Raw genomic sequence first — 15,591 nt, forward strand, 5'->3', positions numbered from 1 at the left:
CGGTTTCCTCACCTCCCTAAGAAATTGCCGATGGCGCGGATCGGCTTGGTAATCCGCCAGCTTGTGGAGTGTTCGTAGGTGTCCACGACTTCCTGGATGCGCCGGTCCAGCTCCCTTTGATACCAATCCGGTGGGGGCACTTTGCCGGGCGCTGGGGCGGACTTAGCGGGCGCTGCTTTCGCGGGAACGGACGGCTTCCGGTTCAGCTCCTGCTTGTAGAGGTTCCAGTTTTCCAGCAGGCGGTCCGACCACATTTTTAATACGGGCCCACTGATCAGTTCGTATCCATCCGGGACGGGATACGCCCCGATTTTGCAACAATTTTCCCCGTCCTTCATGTCGTAGGCGAGCACGCTGGGGAGGTACACCTGGATTTCCTTTTTTAAAAGCTGTTTGCGGCCATTTACTTTTAAATGGAAATGGAGGACGAGAAAATCCCGAAGGCGGTCTTTTAGCGGAAGAAAGGCCTTGTTGAAGATGGTGTCCATCTCATAGGTGCTGAGCAGGGCCTGAATCACGTAGTGCCCCTTGACCGCCCCAAAGCAGCCGGTGGTCAATTCCTCTTCGTTTTCAAACCCGAAAAAGATCCGGTTGAGACGCAATTTTTTTAAGTTCAATTGGACGTGCATGTCCGGGGTGAGGACGATCCCGCCCTCCGCGCACAGAATCTTCAGCGCGCAGTATTCCTCCACATAGGAGACATATCCCGCATCCCAGGCTTGGTGTACATTTTCCGGAAGCTGTTCCTGCGCAAAATAGCGCTCGTCCGCGTCGATCAGTTTGGTCTTTGGAAGGGTTTCCTGGATTTCCTCCAAAAATTCGGTTGGGAGGGGACGGCCAAAATGTACGCAGATGATTTTGTCCGGGATGATCTCCTCCCGCAGGAAATCCAGGATGCTGCGCGTCTTCCCATCCTTGGCAAGATACGGATTGAGCAGGAAATCCTTCTGGTACTCTTTGAGCAGGTCGATGAAATCCGCCTGGAAGAGTACCCTAGATTGCATCATATTCCAATACAGCTGCTTGGCGACGCAATAGATCACTTCTTCGCGATAGTCCTGGTCGCTGGTTTCGATAAAATTCCGAAAGGCCTGGATGATGTCGACCATATTCCCCACCAGGGAAGTGGAAATGGTGTTGGCTCGCCGGTAGTAGTTGTAGAAGGGCTTGGGGACGTAACCGATCCGCGGGTAACGGGTAATCAGGGAGGGAATCAGGGAGATGTCCTCAAACAGCATTTTTTCGTACTGGTTTTCTTCCCAGATGGTCCTCCGAAAGAGCTTGTTGACGCTATAGGTGATGTTGTTCCCATTGGCGATATAATCGGATAGGTCGATCTGCTCACGCGGGTAGGATGATACGGTGCTGGTCCTGTTTTCGTCGACATAAATGATTTTTACATCGCACATCACGATGTCGTCGTCCTGTTCGACGGCCTTCTGATACATTTCCTCGTACATCTCCGGCTCGACGGTGTCGTCTGAGTCAAGGAAAGCGATGAATTCGCCTCTGGCGGCCCGCACGCCGGTGTTCCTGGCCAGCCCGAGCCCCTCGTTTTCCTTGTGTATGACATGAATCAAATCCGGATACTCCTGGACGTATCGGTCGCAGATTTGCGGGGAAGCGTCATCGCTGCCGTCGTCCACCAAGATAATCTCTTTTTCTGGCAGGGTTTGCGCAATGGCGGAATCCACAGCCCGCTCAAGATAGTTTTCGACCTGATACACGGGAATAATGATGGAAACTTTGATCGGTTGGTTCATGGCGGCCTCCTAAATACGTGAGAATATCCTGGAGTTCATAGACCGTTTGCGGTACGTAATAATTGTTCCCGGCGAACTGCCGGCGGAACTTGCGCAGATATTGCTTGAGGATGGCGTCTTCCTTCCAGAGGACTTTGCCCCCAAACAGGCGGTACAGCATGACCGTATTGACATCCATCCCGAATACAATGCGGCTGGTGAGCGCTGCGTTGGAGCAGACGGTGATCGTTGTGCAATGCTCCGGGTTTTCGTTGAATAGAAACAGTTCCCAGGGCGCTTCGGTGGGATATTTTCTGGTCAGGCCCAATTGAAAGGGCACGTTTTCCGGGTTGCGCGGGTGGGGTTTCACCAGGAACCGGCCGGGGCCGACGGCCTGCTGGCAAAGACGCATCAATGCAAGGTCGTTGGTTTGGATGCCCTCGGCGCGGAAGGATTGCTCCAAAAAGATGAAATCCATGCGCTCCTCAGGCTTTTGGTAATCGAAAATATAGTTGAGCAGAAGCTTTAATTCCTGATCGTTCCGGTCGACTTTGGGAAGAGCTTGGTTGATGAGGTGGTCCCCGCGCAAGGCGAGGTGCGGTTCATAGAGCAGCACCCGGCGCACTTTCTCCCGGATCTTTCCTCCCGCCGGATGGCGGTTGATCGGCGCGCGGTCTTCCCGCAGATAGTCGATCACATAGGTTGAAAAGCCATCCTCATACCAGATGAATTCACAGGAGGGGCGGTCGAATTGGCACGCCAACATGCGGATAAATGGATCGAAGTTGGAAAAATAGACTTCCGAATAGTCTGCAAGCTCTTCGTTCAGCATCCAGCGCAGGGTATGGGAGGCGTTCTGAAAGCCTTCGTCGAGCGTGCCCCCTTTTGCCGCCGCGTATTTTTGGTTCCACTCCTTCGTCTTTCCAAAGATCACTTGGGCAAATAGCCCCGTCTCCTTAAGACGGGGGATGTATGTGTGTAGAACAGAGGTGACGTCCGTCACAAGCAGATCGGCCTCCTTTTTCGCGAGGATGCTTCGCTTCATGTGTACAGCGGTGAAAAGCTGATAGACGGAATTCACAACAAGCAAAACTTTGTTATTCAGCATAGGATTTCCTCTCGATTTTCTGAATCAAAAAATGGTTCCCGAGATTTTCGCAGCTGGTGGAATCGAATGTGTAGATGGATGTAGGTTTGTGCCAAAACACATAGGGGAGCAATTCCGCAGGGAAGATCTCTTTGATGCATTCCGCGTCCGGGAAGATTTTCCGATAGTTTAAGAAATCGTCCGGATGCTTTTTGATGATGAGGGGGACGTCCTGAAGGACGTTGACCCGCAGGAGTTTGTAGGAGCGAATCTGTTCCTCTTCACTCATCATATTGAGGTTGGCAAAGTGCTGCGTCAATAGGATGGCTTCCGCCTTTGTCCAAAGGCGGTGCTTGAGAAAGAAGTGGATCAAATGGTTCCGCTTCCGTTCCGGCAGATTTTGTAGGACTTCTTCCACGGAGAAGTCCACATACCGCTCCCCGGAGACGTCGATGGTCTGCGCCTTTTTTAGGCAGATGACGCTGCAAATGTAGGGATTTTCGCCGTTGAACAACCGGTGCTTGCGGGCGATCCTCGCATGGGTGGGGAAACTTGCGGCCAAGGTTTCGTACAGTTCGTTTGACCGGCTCAACATCCCCGCTGCATCTTCAAAAAAGTGGAAGGGCATCCGGTTTTGAATCAAGTAGAGCGAAAAATAAAAGTGCGCCCCCGCCACATAGATTTCGGAGAAATCTGTGATGGGGTGGGGGATGATCTGCTCATAACACAGCTTCACATCTTCCAAGATCTGCTGCTCCTCCCGGTGCAGAATGTGGAGATAGGGGAAGAGATACACCTCGTTGAACAGGCGCCGTGTCACCAGTTTCTTATATTGTGGGTACTTTTGGGTGATGAAGTCCGGAAGGATCAGCACGGCCCGTTCCCGGCTGTGGTAGGTCATGCGGTGCAGGATCACCTCCAACAGCTGGTAGGAACTCACCGCATGGTATAGGACGAGCGGCTTGTCCGATATGCTAGGCGATGTGTATTTCATCCATCAACCCCTCCAGACCTTTTCGAAACGCTTTGTTTTTTCGGCTGCACACGCTGAGCATGGGCGCATAGGCATCCCGCCCATGGATGGGGATGGAACACCCAAGGCGGCGTTCCACTTCCAAGAATTGCTGGACAAAATCCAGAATTCCCCGGTGAATTTCGCGAATCCGTGCGGCATCGGCCCGGGATTCTTTGAAACGGCATTCACAGTGTCCATTTCGATCCCAGTAAAAGCCTTTCAAGCTTCCCTCCGGCGCGCCGAGTAGGAGCTCCCAATAGAGGTTGTGATTCTGCGCCGGATCATGGAATTTCCAAAGATCGCGGTTTTCACTTTGAGAATACAGATAGCTGACCAGCTTCCCCTGGAACAGGAAGGCTTCTCCTGTGTCGGGCTCCGGGCTATAGCAGGAATTGGTCCCGGCCAAAATCCCGGTGATGTCGCAGCGGAGCCCCCACAGGCGGTTCACGGCGGCGTCAAGGGAAATGGCCCCGCTGCCTGCCCAGCCAATGTCGACCGCTGCGGCGCTACGGCACCCCTGCAAGACCTGGGAATAATAGGCTTTTCCCGCGTCCACCTGTTCCTGGTAGGCGTCCAAAACCTGTTCCCAAGCGTCCATGAAATATTTTTTAATCCTTCCGACATTTTTATACGTCAATTCCGCGTCCGGTTCGATTTCCACTGTATGGCAAAGCGGTTCTAAGAGATGGCCAAGCTCCATGCTCTCCAGGATCTGCCGGACGGTATACGTTTGATCGGTTTTGTGAAACAGGAACCTGCGGAAATACGCCTCTTTATAGTAACCGGCTGTCAGCTTCGTGGCTGCCAGCCTGGACCAATAGACATATTGGGTTGTCTCTGTTTCATCGGGATACACCCGCCGGTATGCCTGCATCAAGACCGAACCGTCCCTTGACAGGAATAGGATTTTCTCAATGTCATGCGCTTTTACATAATCATGGATAAATTGACAGTATCCCGCTACAAACAGCCCTCCGTAAATAAAGCCATATTCGTATTCCTGCGAATAGGAGGAAAGCCCATTGTGCATCTGTGCGTTGACGATCCCGCGGTAGATGCTACCGGTGATGGAGGACATGTCCGCCGGGCGAAAGCGGTTCCCCTGTTGATGGACATTGGGATAGAGGATCGCTTCCATCCGGTGGCGTTGGGCCTCTTGCAGATCGGAATGGCGGTTGTCTCCCACATGCACATAAGATTTCGCTTCGCCGAAGCGCTTTCGGATTTTCTCATAGAGATGGCCGTCACTTTTGGACGCGCCAAATTCACAGGAGACAAACACATTGGAAAGGGTTCCATAGCCGCATTGACACAATAGTTTCTGGATAAAACCAGAGGGGAGATACATATCGGAAGTTGCAACAATGGCTTTTCCCTGCGCTTGCAGAGCCTTGACGGCGCGGAGCATGTACGGATTGGCGAAGCAACACCGCAGTTCCCACGAGCTTTCCACCTGCATGCCGCGTTCTTTCGGAATTCCAGTTTCCCGCTCTATCTCTTCCCAGATCTCTTGAAAGGTGACTTCCCGCGTGCCGGTTTCCCTTTGCTTGTTTTTCCGCGCCTGTTCTTCCGCATCGATTCGGATCTGCCGGAAGTCGGGATAGCACAGCTCCATGCCCACTAGATAAAACAGGTCCGCCGGCTCGGAGAAGGGCCGGAACAGGAGCGTGTCAAATACATCCATAGAAATCACGTCGAAGGCCATCAGCTTCGCGGCAAAGGCCTCCGGGGATTCCCGCTCGCTGAGGGACGATTCGCTTCCGCCGCTGTAGAGACGCTTTTCCTCATAAAAAGGAAAGCGTTCCGGGCGCCCCAAGCTCTGCCGGAACAGAAGGTAGTACTGAACGTTCAGCCACAGCAGATAGAAAAGAACCTTCCAGCGCGCGGTGGTGTTTTGCCTTTGGTGGAGATACCGGTCCCGGATTCCGGGCACCCGGTTGACCAGGAGATGATAGATCCACGCCTTCAATGCTCACATCTCCTTCAATGTTTCGTAAGCGCGGCAGACCTCTTTTGGATTGCCATCCGCCCGCAGGCGGCCCTTTTCAATCCAGACAGCCCTGGAGCAATTGGCTTGAATGACCGAGGTGGAATGGGAGACCATCAGGACCGTGGAACCGCCGTGGATCATTTCGCGGATACGGGCCTCGCTTTTTTGCCGGAAGAACATGTCGCCCACGCTTAGAACTTCATCCAGAATGAGAATTTCCGGGGTATCCCGGATGGTCGCAATGGCAAAGCCAAGACGCGAGACCATGCCGGAGGAATAGTTGCGTACCTTTTCCTCCATGAAACCTTCCAACTCCGCAAATTGGACAATCGCGCGGTATTTTTGATCGATGAAGCTCTTGGGGTATCCGATGATCGCGCCATTTAAATAGACGTTTTCCCGGCCGGTCAGCTCGGGATCAAAACCCGTCCCAAGGGTGAGAAGCTGAACGCTTTTCCGGTCCACCAGCACCTTGCCGCGGGTGGGGATCAGCGCCCCAGAGATGATCTTGAGCAAGGTGCTTTTTCCGGAGCCGTTCGTACCGATGATGCCGACAACTTCGCCTTTTTGGATGGTCAAGTTAATATCATCCAGTGCCTTGAACATCTCGTAGTGGTTCTGTCCCCGCACGGCCCGCACCAGAAGCTCTTTGACGCTGGTGGCCTCATCTTTGGCCCGTTTGAACAGCATGCTTACATGGCTTACGACAATGGCGGGTTCTGGTTTGCTTTTTTGCCCTTGCGCTATGGCTGGCTTGTTTTCGGATGGCATTTGAACACCCGCCTCCATCAAAGTTTCTGCATAATCCGATTCCGGTTCTTTTGAAAGATCAAAGAACCGATGGCATAGACGCCCAGACTCCAAAATAGCATCTGGAACCATTCGATGCGCTCCGGCAACGCTCCCATCATCACGGCTTTCCGCATGCAGTGGATGAATGTATAGAGCGGGTTGTTCCAGATCACTACCCGGATAATCCCCTGAAGCTGCTCCACCGGGTAAAAAATCGCAGAGCAATACATCCAGATGGTCAGCAGCACCGTATAAAGGTGCTTCACATCCCCAAAAAAGACATAGGCGGTGGCCAGCATGTAGGAGATTCCCAGAGAAAACAGAAACAGGAAGAGAATGATCAATGGGGAAAAGAGCATGGTCCATTTGGGCGATACCTGGAATACGAAGAGCATGATGACATAGGCGATGAGCGAATAGCCGAGATTGATCAGGGCGGTATACACCCGGGTGAGGATGAACAACTCCATGGGGAATTTGACTTTGAGCAACAACATTTTATTGTCCACCAGGGAGGTCATGGAGGCATTGGTGGCCCCTGTGAATGCCTGCCATAGGATGTTGCCGGTCAGGTAATAGATGGGATAGTTTTCGATGGAGCGGCGGAATAGTTGGGAAAAGATCAGGGAGAGGACCACCATGGAGAGAAGGGGATTCAGGACGCTCCAGATGATCCCCAGATAGGAGCGGGCATATTTTCGCTTGAGTTCCCTGGCCGTCAACTGCCGGATGACAAACGCATATTGCTTTCCCTGTTGTGCGTCAATCATGTTTGCGATCCCTCCGTTTCCCTCTTCGAGTTTGCATCTGCTTTTTGCTATACCGTATCCATTTATAGAGGGTATACTGCCACAAATGATAGCGGATATGCTTTCCACAGCGCACGACGCTCCCCTCGTACCAAGCGCTTTCCCGTACCGGCTTTTTTATTTTTCCGGAAAGGGCAAAGAGCTTATGGAATAAATGGTTTTCTGCGAGTTCCTTTTCCGTCAGCGGGGCGGCAAGCGGCTGTTCGCCGCCCTCCAAAACGTCGTCCGAAAAGGGAAGGCTTCCAAAGCATTCCACCTCCGCTTTGGAGGGGGTGGTCATAAACCTTGCCAGCAAGCGCTGGATGGTTTCCCTGTCGCGCGCAATGGCCTCCGGCTGCAGGCCGGTTTCCCTGGTCTCGTCTGCCAGCCGTTCGATGTAAGGCATCATCAGGTGCTCCAGCCGATGGACAAACGCATTCCTGTGCGCATCGGAGAGTCCATAATGCGGGAGATATTGTTCCCCCATCCGGCGGTATCCGGTCGTCATCCCGTGAGGGGCGGTGAAAATGGCCTCAAATAGACAGTTATTAAAAAAGATTTTTGGCGTTAGGCCATGATCGGGCGCGAAATCGTAGCAATGGTATGCGCCACGGTCCGCGCCAGGGGGCAGGGCATACAGGCCCCAGTAGTACCCCTCCAATGGCTTTGTCCGCCCCATGGAAGCAAGGACTTCGTTTAAGGCCATCTGCATGGAACCCACCCAGCCGCTGTCCACAATCGCGTCTGGCACTTCCTCCAGCAATCCCTCTTGTTGCAGGTATCCGGCCAACCCGGGCATGGCGTCGCGGGAATGGCAGTTCATCGCGTCGAGGAAGCGCTCGCACTGTTGCAGACGGCGGCGGACCTCTTGTAACTTGGCGTAGGGAATCACGTCCCCGGCCTTCCACGGAAGGGAGAGCGCCCCGGCGACGAGCCTCCGCTCTTGTTCGGTGAGCCCTGCCCGCGCGAGAATCTGATCGAGCGTAACGTGGATTCCGCCCCGGCAGATTGCATCGAGGGCGGCCCCCTGATCCAGATGAAAGAAGGGAATCCGCAGGGAATAGCGCGAGCAGCTCAGGTACCGGCAGACGAGGGGAAGCTGCAACGTTTCGCAAAAGAGAAGCGCGGCCCGGGACATCAGATACCCGTCCCGCGCCAGAAAATAGAGCCGTTGTTTCCCACTTTTCAGGGTATGGTAGAGAAGCCACAGGGTAAATCCTCCCAGGGCCGGCGCCAATACATATTGGCAGACGGCCGCCATCGGGTCGTTCCCCGCGGCGGGTAATCCCCGGATGCGCCGCTCCATGGCGGGATTCCCCTTGAGATCGTCCCGGTATTGTTCCAGCCGGTTTTGCTGTGCGTCCCTCATGCTTGGTTGTCTCTCCCTTATTTTGGCATCTGCTGAGGTTTCTTCTTCCTCCAATGTTTGATCGAATGGTGAGCGGAAGCCGGAACCGCGCCCACCAGCAGAGGCTTCATCACATAAAAAAACGTCCCTGGACGCAAAATGCCCAGGTCCTGGAACCCATGGTACCGCACCTTCATTTCCCGAATGCGCCGCCGGTAGGTCCGCTTGCGATAGGATTCGCGGTCCTCCCAGTATTGCAGAAGGGGTTCCTGCAAGTTGTATCCCTGGTTTCCCCGGCTGTGAAGCCGCATGAACAATTCATAGTCCTCGCACTGAACCACGGAACTGGATGGGTCGTATCCTCCGTGTCCGAGCAACACCCCTGCCCGAAACAGGACGGAAGGATGGATATACGGGGAATTCCAAAGGAAATCCCTGCCTTGCGGGGTCTCCGGCACGGATTCGATGCCCCAGACGCCGTGGGAATCCACCAATTCCGCAAGGGAACCCACCCACTGATATTGTGAATGCGTTTCCAAAAAGTCCAATTGCTTTTGAAAGCGGTCCGGCTTGGAAACGTCGTCATCGTCCATCCGGGCGATATAAGAACCGGAAGCCGAACGGATGCAGACATTCAGCGCGTGGGCCAGTCCGCGGTTCTGCTGGCCGTGTAGCAAAAGGATGCGAGGGTCCAACGCTGCCGCTGCTTGAATCAAAGATGTGAAGGGGGCTTGTGAACCGTCGTCGTAGAGCAGGAGCTCCCACTCTGCAAAGCTCTGGTCGATCACAGACTGCACGGAGCGGAAGAGGCGTTCCTGCGAGGCCGGATTATATACCCCCATGATGACGCTGATTTTTATATTGTTTTTCATAGACGCTCCGTTCGATCCGCTTGCTCACTTCGGAATATATTTCCTGCATGAGGGCGTTTGTATGGCTTTTGGCAAAAGGTTTTGCGGATTCCCTGCAAAGGGCCTTCATGTTCTCTTTTTTGGGCCCGTCCAGCTTTCGGATGGTTTCAATTCCTTCCCGGAATTCTTCCGCTGTGTTGTGGCGGCAGACAAACCCATTTTGCCCGTGTTTCATATATTCCCGAGTCCCGCGGTTGTCCGCTGCGATGACCGGGACCCCCATTGCTAGCGATTCCAGACCGGCCATCCCCAATCCCTCTCGCTTGGAGGGAAGAATGGAAGCGTCCGCACAGCCGAGGATTTTTGGGATGTCGGTACAATAGCCGTACAAGGCGACGTTTTCGGTCAGTCCCATTTCCCCGATCCATCCCGCCATGCGTTCCCGAAGGAACCCATCCCCGCAGACGCCGTATCGAAGGTGTTTCAGATGCTTTTGGCGTCGTTTCATCTCCGCCAGAGCTTCCAGGACGATTTTCTGATTTTTGTTTTCGTTGAGTTCCCCAATGGAGACCAGGAAAAAATCGTCCTTTCCAATCCCTTGCTTTTCCCGCAGGGATTCACGCTGCTGCTCGGAGAAAGGTTGAAATGTATCCAGATCAAGCCCTATGCCGGGAATATGATAGAGGAGGCCGTTGGGCTTTAATCGAAAGGTTTGGGCGGCTTGGTAATCTTCCTGATTGATCACAATCAGGATGTCGGTATACCGTGCCAGAATTTTTTCCACTTGGTAATAGACCGATCGGTTGAACAGCGGCGCCCCCTTGTAAAAATGGAATCCATGCGCCGTGTAGATCACAATTAGATCCCGATCCCGGCACAACTTTCCAGCTAAGCGTCCCAAAAGCCCGCCCACCGGTGTGTGGCAATGGATGGCTTGAATGGAATAGCGATGGATCAGCTGCAAAAGCTGATGCAGCGCCCGTTGATTATCCTGCCAAACGAAGGGGGACCGGGCAATGTCGATGTGGTGCAGGAACACGCCCATTTTTTGAATTTCTTTCTGATAGGAGACATAATGGGGCTCTAGGGTGTTTGTCGCGTAATGCACGATGTAGCCCATGCGCTGCAATCGTTTGACGTCCTCCCGCTCGAATTTCCAAAGGAAGTCGTGGGTGGTCGCCAGGATCAGGATGTGCTTCTCCATGATGAACGATCCCCCAATCATTCCGATAGGATAAAAGCGGACAAGCGACGAGAATCGTATGATTCAAAGGCCTGTACATAGAGTGCATAGATGACGTAGCGAAGCAGCATTCCTCGATACGGAATCGCGTAAGTGCAAAAAAATTGTTTGCGAAGAACGTTGGAATCCTTGCAAGTCACTTATAGACAGTTTCGTCATTTATTAGAGGCTTTATTCTTGCTGGGAATCGCCGGAATAGAATCCCATCTTTTTTCCAGCTCTTTGTATGGCCTTAGCATAAACATATATATTTTTTGCTGGTAGTTCCGCAGGCAAAGAGCCCATATTAAAATTAACTGTGTACGCAAATTATAAAAATAACCTAAAAACAATCATTTCGTTTTGTAAAATAGTTAAGATTGAATATTTATTACATGGATGTTAAAATATAGAATGGTTACTTAGAAAATGGATCGGATAGGGAAGGGGGGAGAAAAGCAGCGCTTATATGCGGCCTATGATGGAGCTATGTAAAAACATTTTTCCCATAGATTTCCGATTCGCCGTCATGCATGGCGTGCCGTGCTTTTGGGCCGCATAATGGCAAAGGGCTAAGAGAATCTATTGGGATTTTCTGTGCCCTTATGGGATTTAAGGAGTTAGAGAAAAGGAGTGGAAGGTTTGAAAAAAAGAGATGGATATCCCTGGTGGTCGTCCTTTGTCTGTTGATGCAGATGCTTCCTGTTTCAGCAATGGCAAGCGTCCAAACAGCAGGAAAGGCCCCTGCTGCCGCAGCTACAGAACCGGTCGATTTAATCCCGGACGAGCCAAATACGGAAACACCAAACTATGTTTGCACGTGGAGTTTTCAGGATTGGGCTGCGTACAGTGACGACTATACGCCTGCAATGGATTCCAATATCCCGCGGGATATGTTAAACCATGAGCAGTTGTTTGGTGAAAATGGCTGGGTAAACACAGCTTATCAGGATTCCAAACAAGATCTGATTTTCCTGCTGGATGACGGCTGGGATCTCCCCAAGGGAGGAAACGGCAGCTATTTTGGCAGCTTCCTTGTCAGCCCGGATAAATTTCCGGATTATGGCGATACGCCCCAAGAGCGTCTGAAGACCTTGGTTGAGAACATCGAAAATGCCGGCTGGAAGGGCGCAGGCGTCTGGGTCTGCGCGAGTGAGATGTCCAGCGAACAGGATGGGACCTGGAATGAGGACTATTGGCGGGAACGCTTGGAATGGAGCAAATACGCCGGTGTGGATTACTGGAAGATCGACTGGGGAAATCATTCGGGCGACGCCGGATGGCGGCAGATGGTCAGCGACTTGGCGGATGAAATCTATCCGGAGCTGGTCATTGAACATATCACCGGTTATGGAACGCTCAATAGCGATGCGGACAACGGTACGCGCCTCTCCGAAGGCAATGTCGATTGGAGCGCCTATTGTGCCAGCTATTCCGATGTGTACCGTACGTACGATGTCAACGGAAATTTGTCCATTGCCACGACGTTTGAGCGCATTGGACGCCAATTGGAGCAGGCCTACACCAATGGCCGTCAATTGGGGTTGATTAACGGCGAAGACGAAGTCTATATGTGTTCTGCACTAGGACTGATCTTCGGCGTGATGCGCTATGACATTGGAGATGCAAGTTCCGGTAGCCTGCCGAACATCTTCTTTGGCGGCGATGAAACGTTTACGGAAACACGTCCGATCCGCAAAATGCTGGACGAAGTGCAGCGTGCCACCATGTGGCAGAGGGTTGCCCCCGCCTATCGGATGGATGCTTATCAGACGGTGATCTCCGACGAAGCGTTGGCAGATACCTGGGTATACAGCCAGGAGGATACCTGGGATTGGGGCCGGGTGCAAGGCCGCGAAGTAACCCAGAAAGCGCCGGCTGTCATTGCGCGCGGAATTGATATGCCGGTTGTAACGGCGGTGGACGGCGGTCAGAAGCCCTTTGTGGCAGCTAGCCGTAACCCGAATGGCGCCATTAGCGTCGGTACATATGGCCGGACTTCGACCGATACGGGGTATCAGGTTGCAAAGGCAGACGTTGCTCTGAATGCCGGCGATCTCACCGGGCTGATCGGCGTATTCGGCTATTACAACAACCTTTCCCTTACGTTCAACCAGGATTTGCATGGCAAGGAAATCTATGCGCAGGATCTGATGGGCGACACCGCTGAGAATATCACCAATGCAGAAGGCGTGACCATCAGCGAGGATGGGAAGACCATTACTTTCTCCGGAGAGTTGCTTGCACGCATCGGCCTGAGCGCAAAAACGGAGGATTATTCCGAGCCTGGCCTTGCGATTCGAATTGGCGAGGAGGCGGACTTTGTAGAAGCTCCCGCTATCCGTTATATCCCCGAATCCAGAATCCCCAACAGTTCCTTTGAATTGACCACGGAGGGTGAAAGCGAAGGAGAATTGGATGCCCTGGTATGGGATGAATGGGCGAATGAAAACAAGCTGGAAAACTTCTATGTTGAGAAGGGTGATGCCCATTCCGGCGATTACTATGCGGTACAAAAGGGCGACGCAGATTATTGCGGCGGCTTGTACTATAGTTTGAGCGATCTGCAGGATGGCGTTTATGACGTTTCCGTTTGGGTGAAAGCCAGTGAGCACACTAAGGAAGGGGACCCGGCCTCCGCATGTTTGGTGGCGAAAAATTTCCAGCCGAGCGATCAGGGGCTTGTGTACGCAGAAATTCCACAGACGGACGAATGGACCGAGATCCGGATCGAAGGCATCCCGGTGACCAGCGGTAAGATGCATTTGGAGATTTACTCCGATGCCGCAGCTGGCGAGTACATCTACTTTGACGACTTCAACATCGAAATGAGCAAGGACATGGACGCGATTGCATCCATGGTGGAGAGCGTCCTAGGAGAAATGTTGTTGGATAACAACATTACAGAGGAAACTTTGTTGGCGGAAGTGGAGGATATCCTGGATTCCTATGATGGGATGACCGCCTCGATCACGGACTTTCAGAAGACAGAAGCAACGGACGATACAGAGGGCTCCATTTCGGGCACCATCGTTTTGAAGAATTCCTCCGGCGACACAAAGGAAGTACCATTCAACCTGTCGATCCCCAGAACGTCCCTCGTCTATAACGCATCCTTCGAATTGTCTACCTATAATGGGCAGCAGCCAGAGGGATGGGAAATTTGGCATCGGACCGGTGGAAGTGGCAATTTCTATGTGGAAAGTAAACCAGACCTGGGCGGGGCCCACAGCGGCGATTGGTACGGAATGCACTGGGGCAGCAACGGCTACGACGGCAGTACTTACCAGATCGTAAAGAACCTTCCGAACGGAATGTATCGTGCATCTGTTTGGGTGAAAAATACGCCGTTTACGAGCTCGACTGCCGATCCCTGTGCGGCTTGCTTTGTCGTCAAGGACTTTGGGCAAGGTTCCACTGGAAGCGGGCTTAAATATGTGGATCTCTCCGCCGGAAATTCCGAATGGACGCAGGTTGAGATTGAGGATGTTCTCGTAACCAATGGGCAGATGCATATTGAAATTTATACGCAGGCAAAGAATGGGACATTGGAATGGATAATGTTCGATGATTTTGTGATTGAGCCGTATGAGTATGATGTTGCAGTAGCACCTACGGAGAATGGGGCAATCGCGGTTTCTTCGGAAAAGGCTTCCGAAGGGGAGACCATCGAATTGACTGTGACTCCTGCGACGAGCTATCGTCTGAAGGACGGCACGTTAAAGGTGTATAAGACGGATGATCCAGAGACAACGGTACCTGTTGAGAACAATACATTTGTCATGCCTGGTTATGGTGTGACTGTAACGGCAGAGTTCGAGCCGGCTACACCGGTAGGAGAAAAAAGTGTAAAACTCGGCTTGCAAGCGCCGGAGACGGTTGCAGCGGGCAGCGAGTTTGAAGTGAAGGGCACGATCGGCGGCCTGGATACGCTGGAAGGCCCTGTAGCAGGATTGCAGATGATCATGACGTATCCGGAAGGCATGACCTGCACAGAGGTTACGCCGAACGAGGCGATCAAGGACCAGATGTCCTATAGCATCCATGACGATGTATTGGAAGTAAACTTTGGATACATCTCTTGGGATCTCGAAGCGGGCCTGCCGGTGGATCTGGACAGCCTGTTTACGGCGGAGTTTACCGCATCCGCAGATATGGCGGGAGGCGATTACACGTTTGGCTTGAAAGACATCGTGCTGAGCGATTGGAATGGCGAAGAGGTCCCGTATACCGCAGAAGGCGCATCCGTACATGTGACGGAACTGCCGAAGGAACCGCAGCTGCTGACGGTACAGTGGAGCGGCAACGCATCCATGAGCGTCGAGGGCAATGCGGAGGCAATCATCTCCACAGATGTGATCTACGGCGCAAAGGTACAGCCGGGCGAAGAGCTGACCTTCACCTTCACCCCGACGGACGGCGCGTTCTCCGGAGCGCAGCTCAACGGCAAGGACATCGAGTTTGCAGCGGACGGCTGCACGTACACCTTCACGATGCCGGGCGAGAGCACGACCCTGCGCTTCACGTTCACAAGCGTGGATAAGAGCATCCTGGGCATCGTATTGGAAGAGGCCAACGCGGTGCCGCAGGACGTGATCGACAGCCTGGTGCCGTCTGCCAAGGAATTCTTCGAGAACGCTCTGGCAAAGGCACAGGAAGTCTATAACGATGCAAACGCGACCGAAGAAGAAGTCAAAGAGGCTTGGAGCGACCTGCTGGATGCAATGCACCTGTTGGAATTCGAAGCGGGCGATAA

General features: G+C 52.9%; 10 protein-coding genes. 1 reads left to right on the plus strand and 9 read right to left on the minus strand.

Features of this window, described 5'->3' with window-relative positions; translation table 11 throughout:
• Window positions 1–8 precede the first annotated feature (8 nt).
• Genes B5F54_RS09925 through B5F54_RS09965 form a run of 9 tightly spaced genes read right to left on the minus strand, consistent with a single transcriptional unit; the run spans window position 9 to window position 10,817 of the window.
• Window positions 9–1,763, minus strand: a complete 1,755-nt coding sequence (locus tag B5F54_RS09925) for a glycosyltransferase family 2 protein (protein ID WP_087233792.1) — start codon at window positions 1,761–1,763, stop codon at window positions 9–11.
• Entirely contained in the window at window positions 1,702–2,850 is a 1,149-nt protein-coding gene (locus B5F54_RS09930) for a polysialyltransferase family glycosyltransferase (RefSeq protein WP_087233795.1), read from the minus strand. The genes B5F54_RS09925 and B5F54_RS09930 overlap by 62 nt, the downstream gene beginning before the upstream one ends.
• The gene (locus B5F54_RS09935) at window positions 2,840–3,823 is read right to left on the minus strand and encodes a hypothetical protein (protein WP_087233798.1); all 984 of its coding nucleotides are present in this window, start codon (window positions 3,821–3,823) and stop codon (window positions 2,840–2,842) included. Before B5F54_RS09935 ends, B5F54_RS09930 begins: the two co-directional genes overlap by 11 nt.
• A complete protein-coding gene (locus tag B5F54_RS09940) occupies window positions 3,804–5,813 on the minus strand; it encodes an HAD-IA family hydrolase (protein WP_087233800.1) in 2,010 nt (669 codons plus the stop codon). The genes B5F54_RS09935 and B5F54_RS09940 overlap by 20 nt, the downstream gene beginning before the upstream one ends.
• A gap of 3 nt (window positions 5,814–5,816) precedes the next feature.
• Entirely contained in the window at window positions 5,817–6,605 is a 789-nt protein-coding gene (locus tag B5F54_RS09945; protein WP_237966482.1) for an ABC transporter ATP-binding protein, read from the minus strand.
• A gap of 17 nt (window positions 6,606–6,622) precedes the next feature.
• Window positions 6,623–7,396 (minus strand): ABC transporter permease, encoded by a 774-nt coding sequence (locus B5F54_RS09950; protein ID WP_087233803.1) that lies wholly within the window; start codon window positions 7,394–7,396, stop codon window positions 6,623–6,625.
• Entirely contained in the window at window positions 7,389–8,783 is a 1,395-nt protein-coding gene (locus B5F54_RS09955; RefSeq protein ID WP_087233806.1) for a hypothetical protein, read from the minus strand. Before B5F54_RS09955 ends, B5F54_RS09950 begins: the two co-directional genes overlap by 8 nt.
• Before the next feature lie 17 nt (window positions 8,784–8,800).
• The gene (locus tag B5F54_RS09960) at window positions 8,801–9,634 is read right to left on the minus strand and encodes a glycosyltransferase (RefSeq protein ID WP_087233809.1); all 834 of its coding nucleotides are present in this window, start codon (window positions 9,632–9,634) and stop codon (window positions 8,801–8,803) included.
• On the minus strand, window positions 9,591–10,817 hold the full coding sequence (locus B5F54_RS09965; protein ID WP_172749678.1) for a glycosyltransferase: 1,227 nt from the start codon (window positions 10,815–10,817) through the stop codon (window positions 9,591–9,593). Before B5F54_RS09965 ends, B5F54_RS09960 begins: the two co-directional genes overlap by 44 nt.
• Window positions 10,818–11,524: 707 nt before the next feature.
• On the opposite strand from B5F54_RS09965, the gene B5F54_RS09970 reads away from it, so the two are divergent.
• Window positions 11,525–15,591 (plus strand): InlB B-repeat-containing protein (locus B5F54_RS09970; RefSeq protein WP_087233815.1); only part of this gene is annotated, 4,067 nt, incomplete at its 3' end.

This window comes from Anaeromassilibacillus sp. An250 (assembly GCF_002159845.1).
Taxonomy (GTDB): Bacteria; Bacillota; Clostridia; order Oscillospirales; family Acutalibacteraceae; genus Anaeromassilibacillus; species Anaeromassilibacillus stercoravium.

Bases quoted from the DNA above. Each gene is read 5' to 3' on its own strand.
- B5F54_RS09925 (WP_087233792.1), bottom strand. From the start codon at position 1,763: ATGAACCAACCGATCAAAGTTTCCATCATTATTCCCGTGTATCAGGTC.
- B5F54_RS09930 (WP_087233795.1), bottom strand. From the start codon at position 2,850: ATGCTGAATAACAAAGTTTTGCTTGTTGTGAATTCCGTCTATCAGCTT.
- B5F54_RS09935 (WP_087233798.1), bottom strand. From the start codon at position 3,823: ATGAAATACACATCGCCTAGCATATCGGACAAGCCGCTCGTCCTATAC.
- B5F54_RS09945 (WP_237966482.1), bottom strand. From the start codon at position 6,605: ATGCCATCCGAAAACAAGCCAGCCATAGCGCAAGGGCAAAAAAGCAAA.
- B5F54_RS09950 (WP_087233803.1), bottom strand. From the start codon at position 7,396: ATGATTGACGCACAACAGGGAAAGCAATATGCGTTTGTCATCCGGCAG.
- B5F54_RS09955 (WP_087233806.1), bottom strand. From the start codon at position 8,783: ATGAGGGACGCACAGCAAAACCGGCTGGAACAATACCGGGACGATCTC.
- B5F54_RS09960 (WP_087233809.1), bottom strand. From the start codon at position 9,634: ATGAAAAACAATATAAAAATCAGCGTCATCATGGGGGTATATAATCCG.
- B5F54_RS09965 (WP_172749678.1), bottom strand. From the start codon at position 10,817: ATGGAGAAGCACATCCTGATCCTGGCGACCACCCACGACTTCCTTTGG.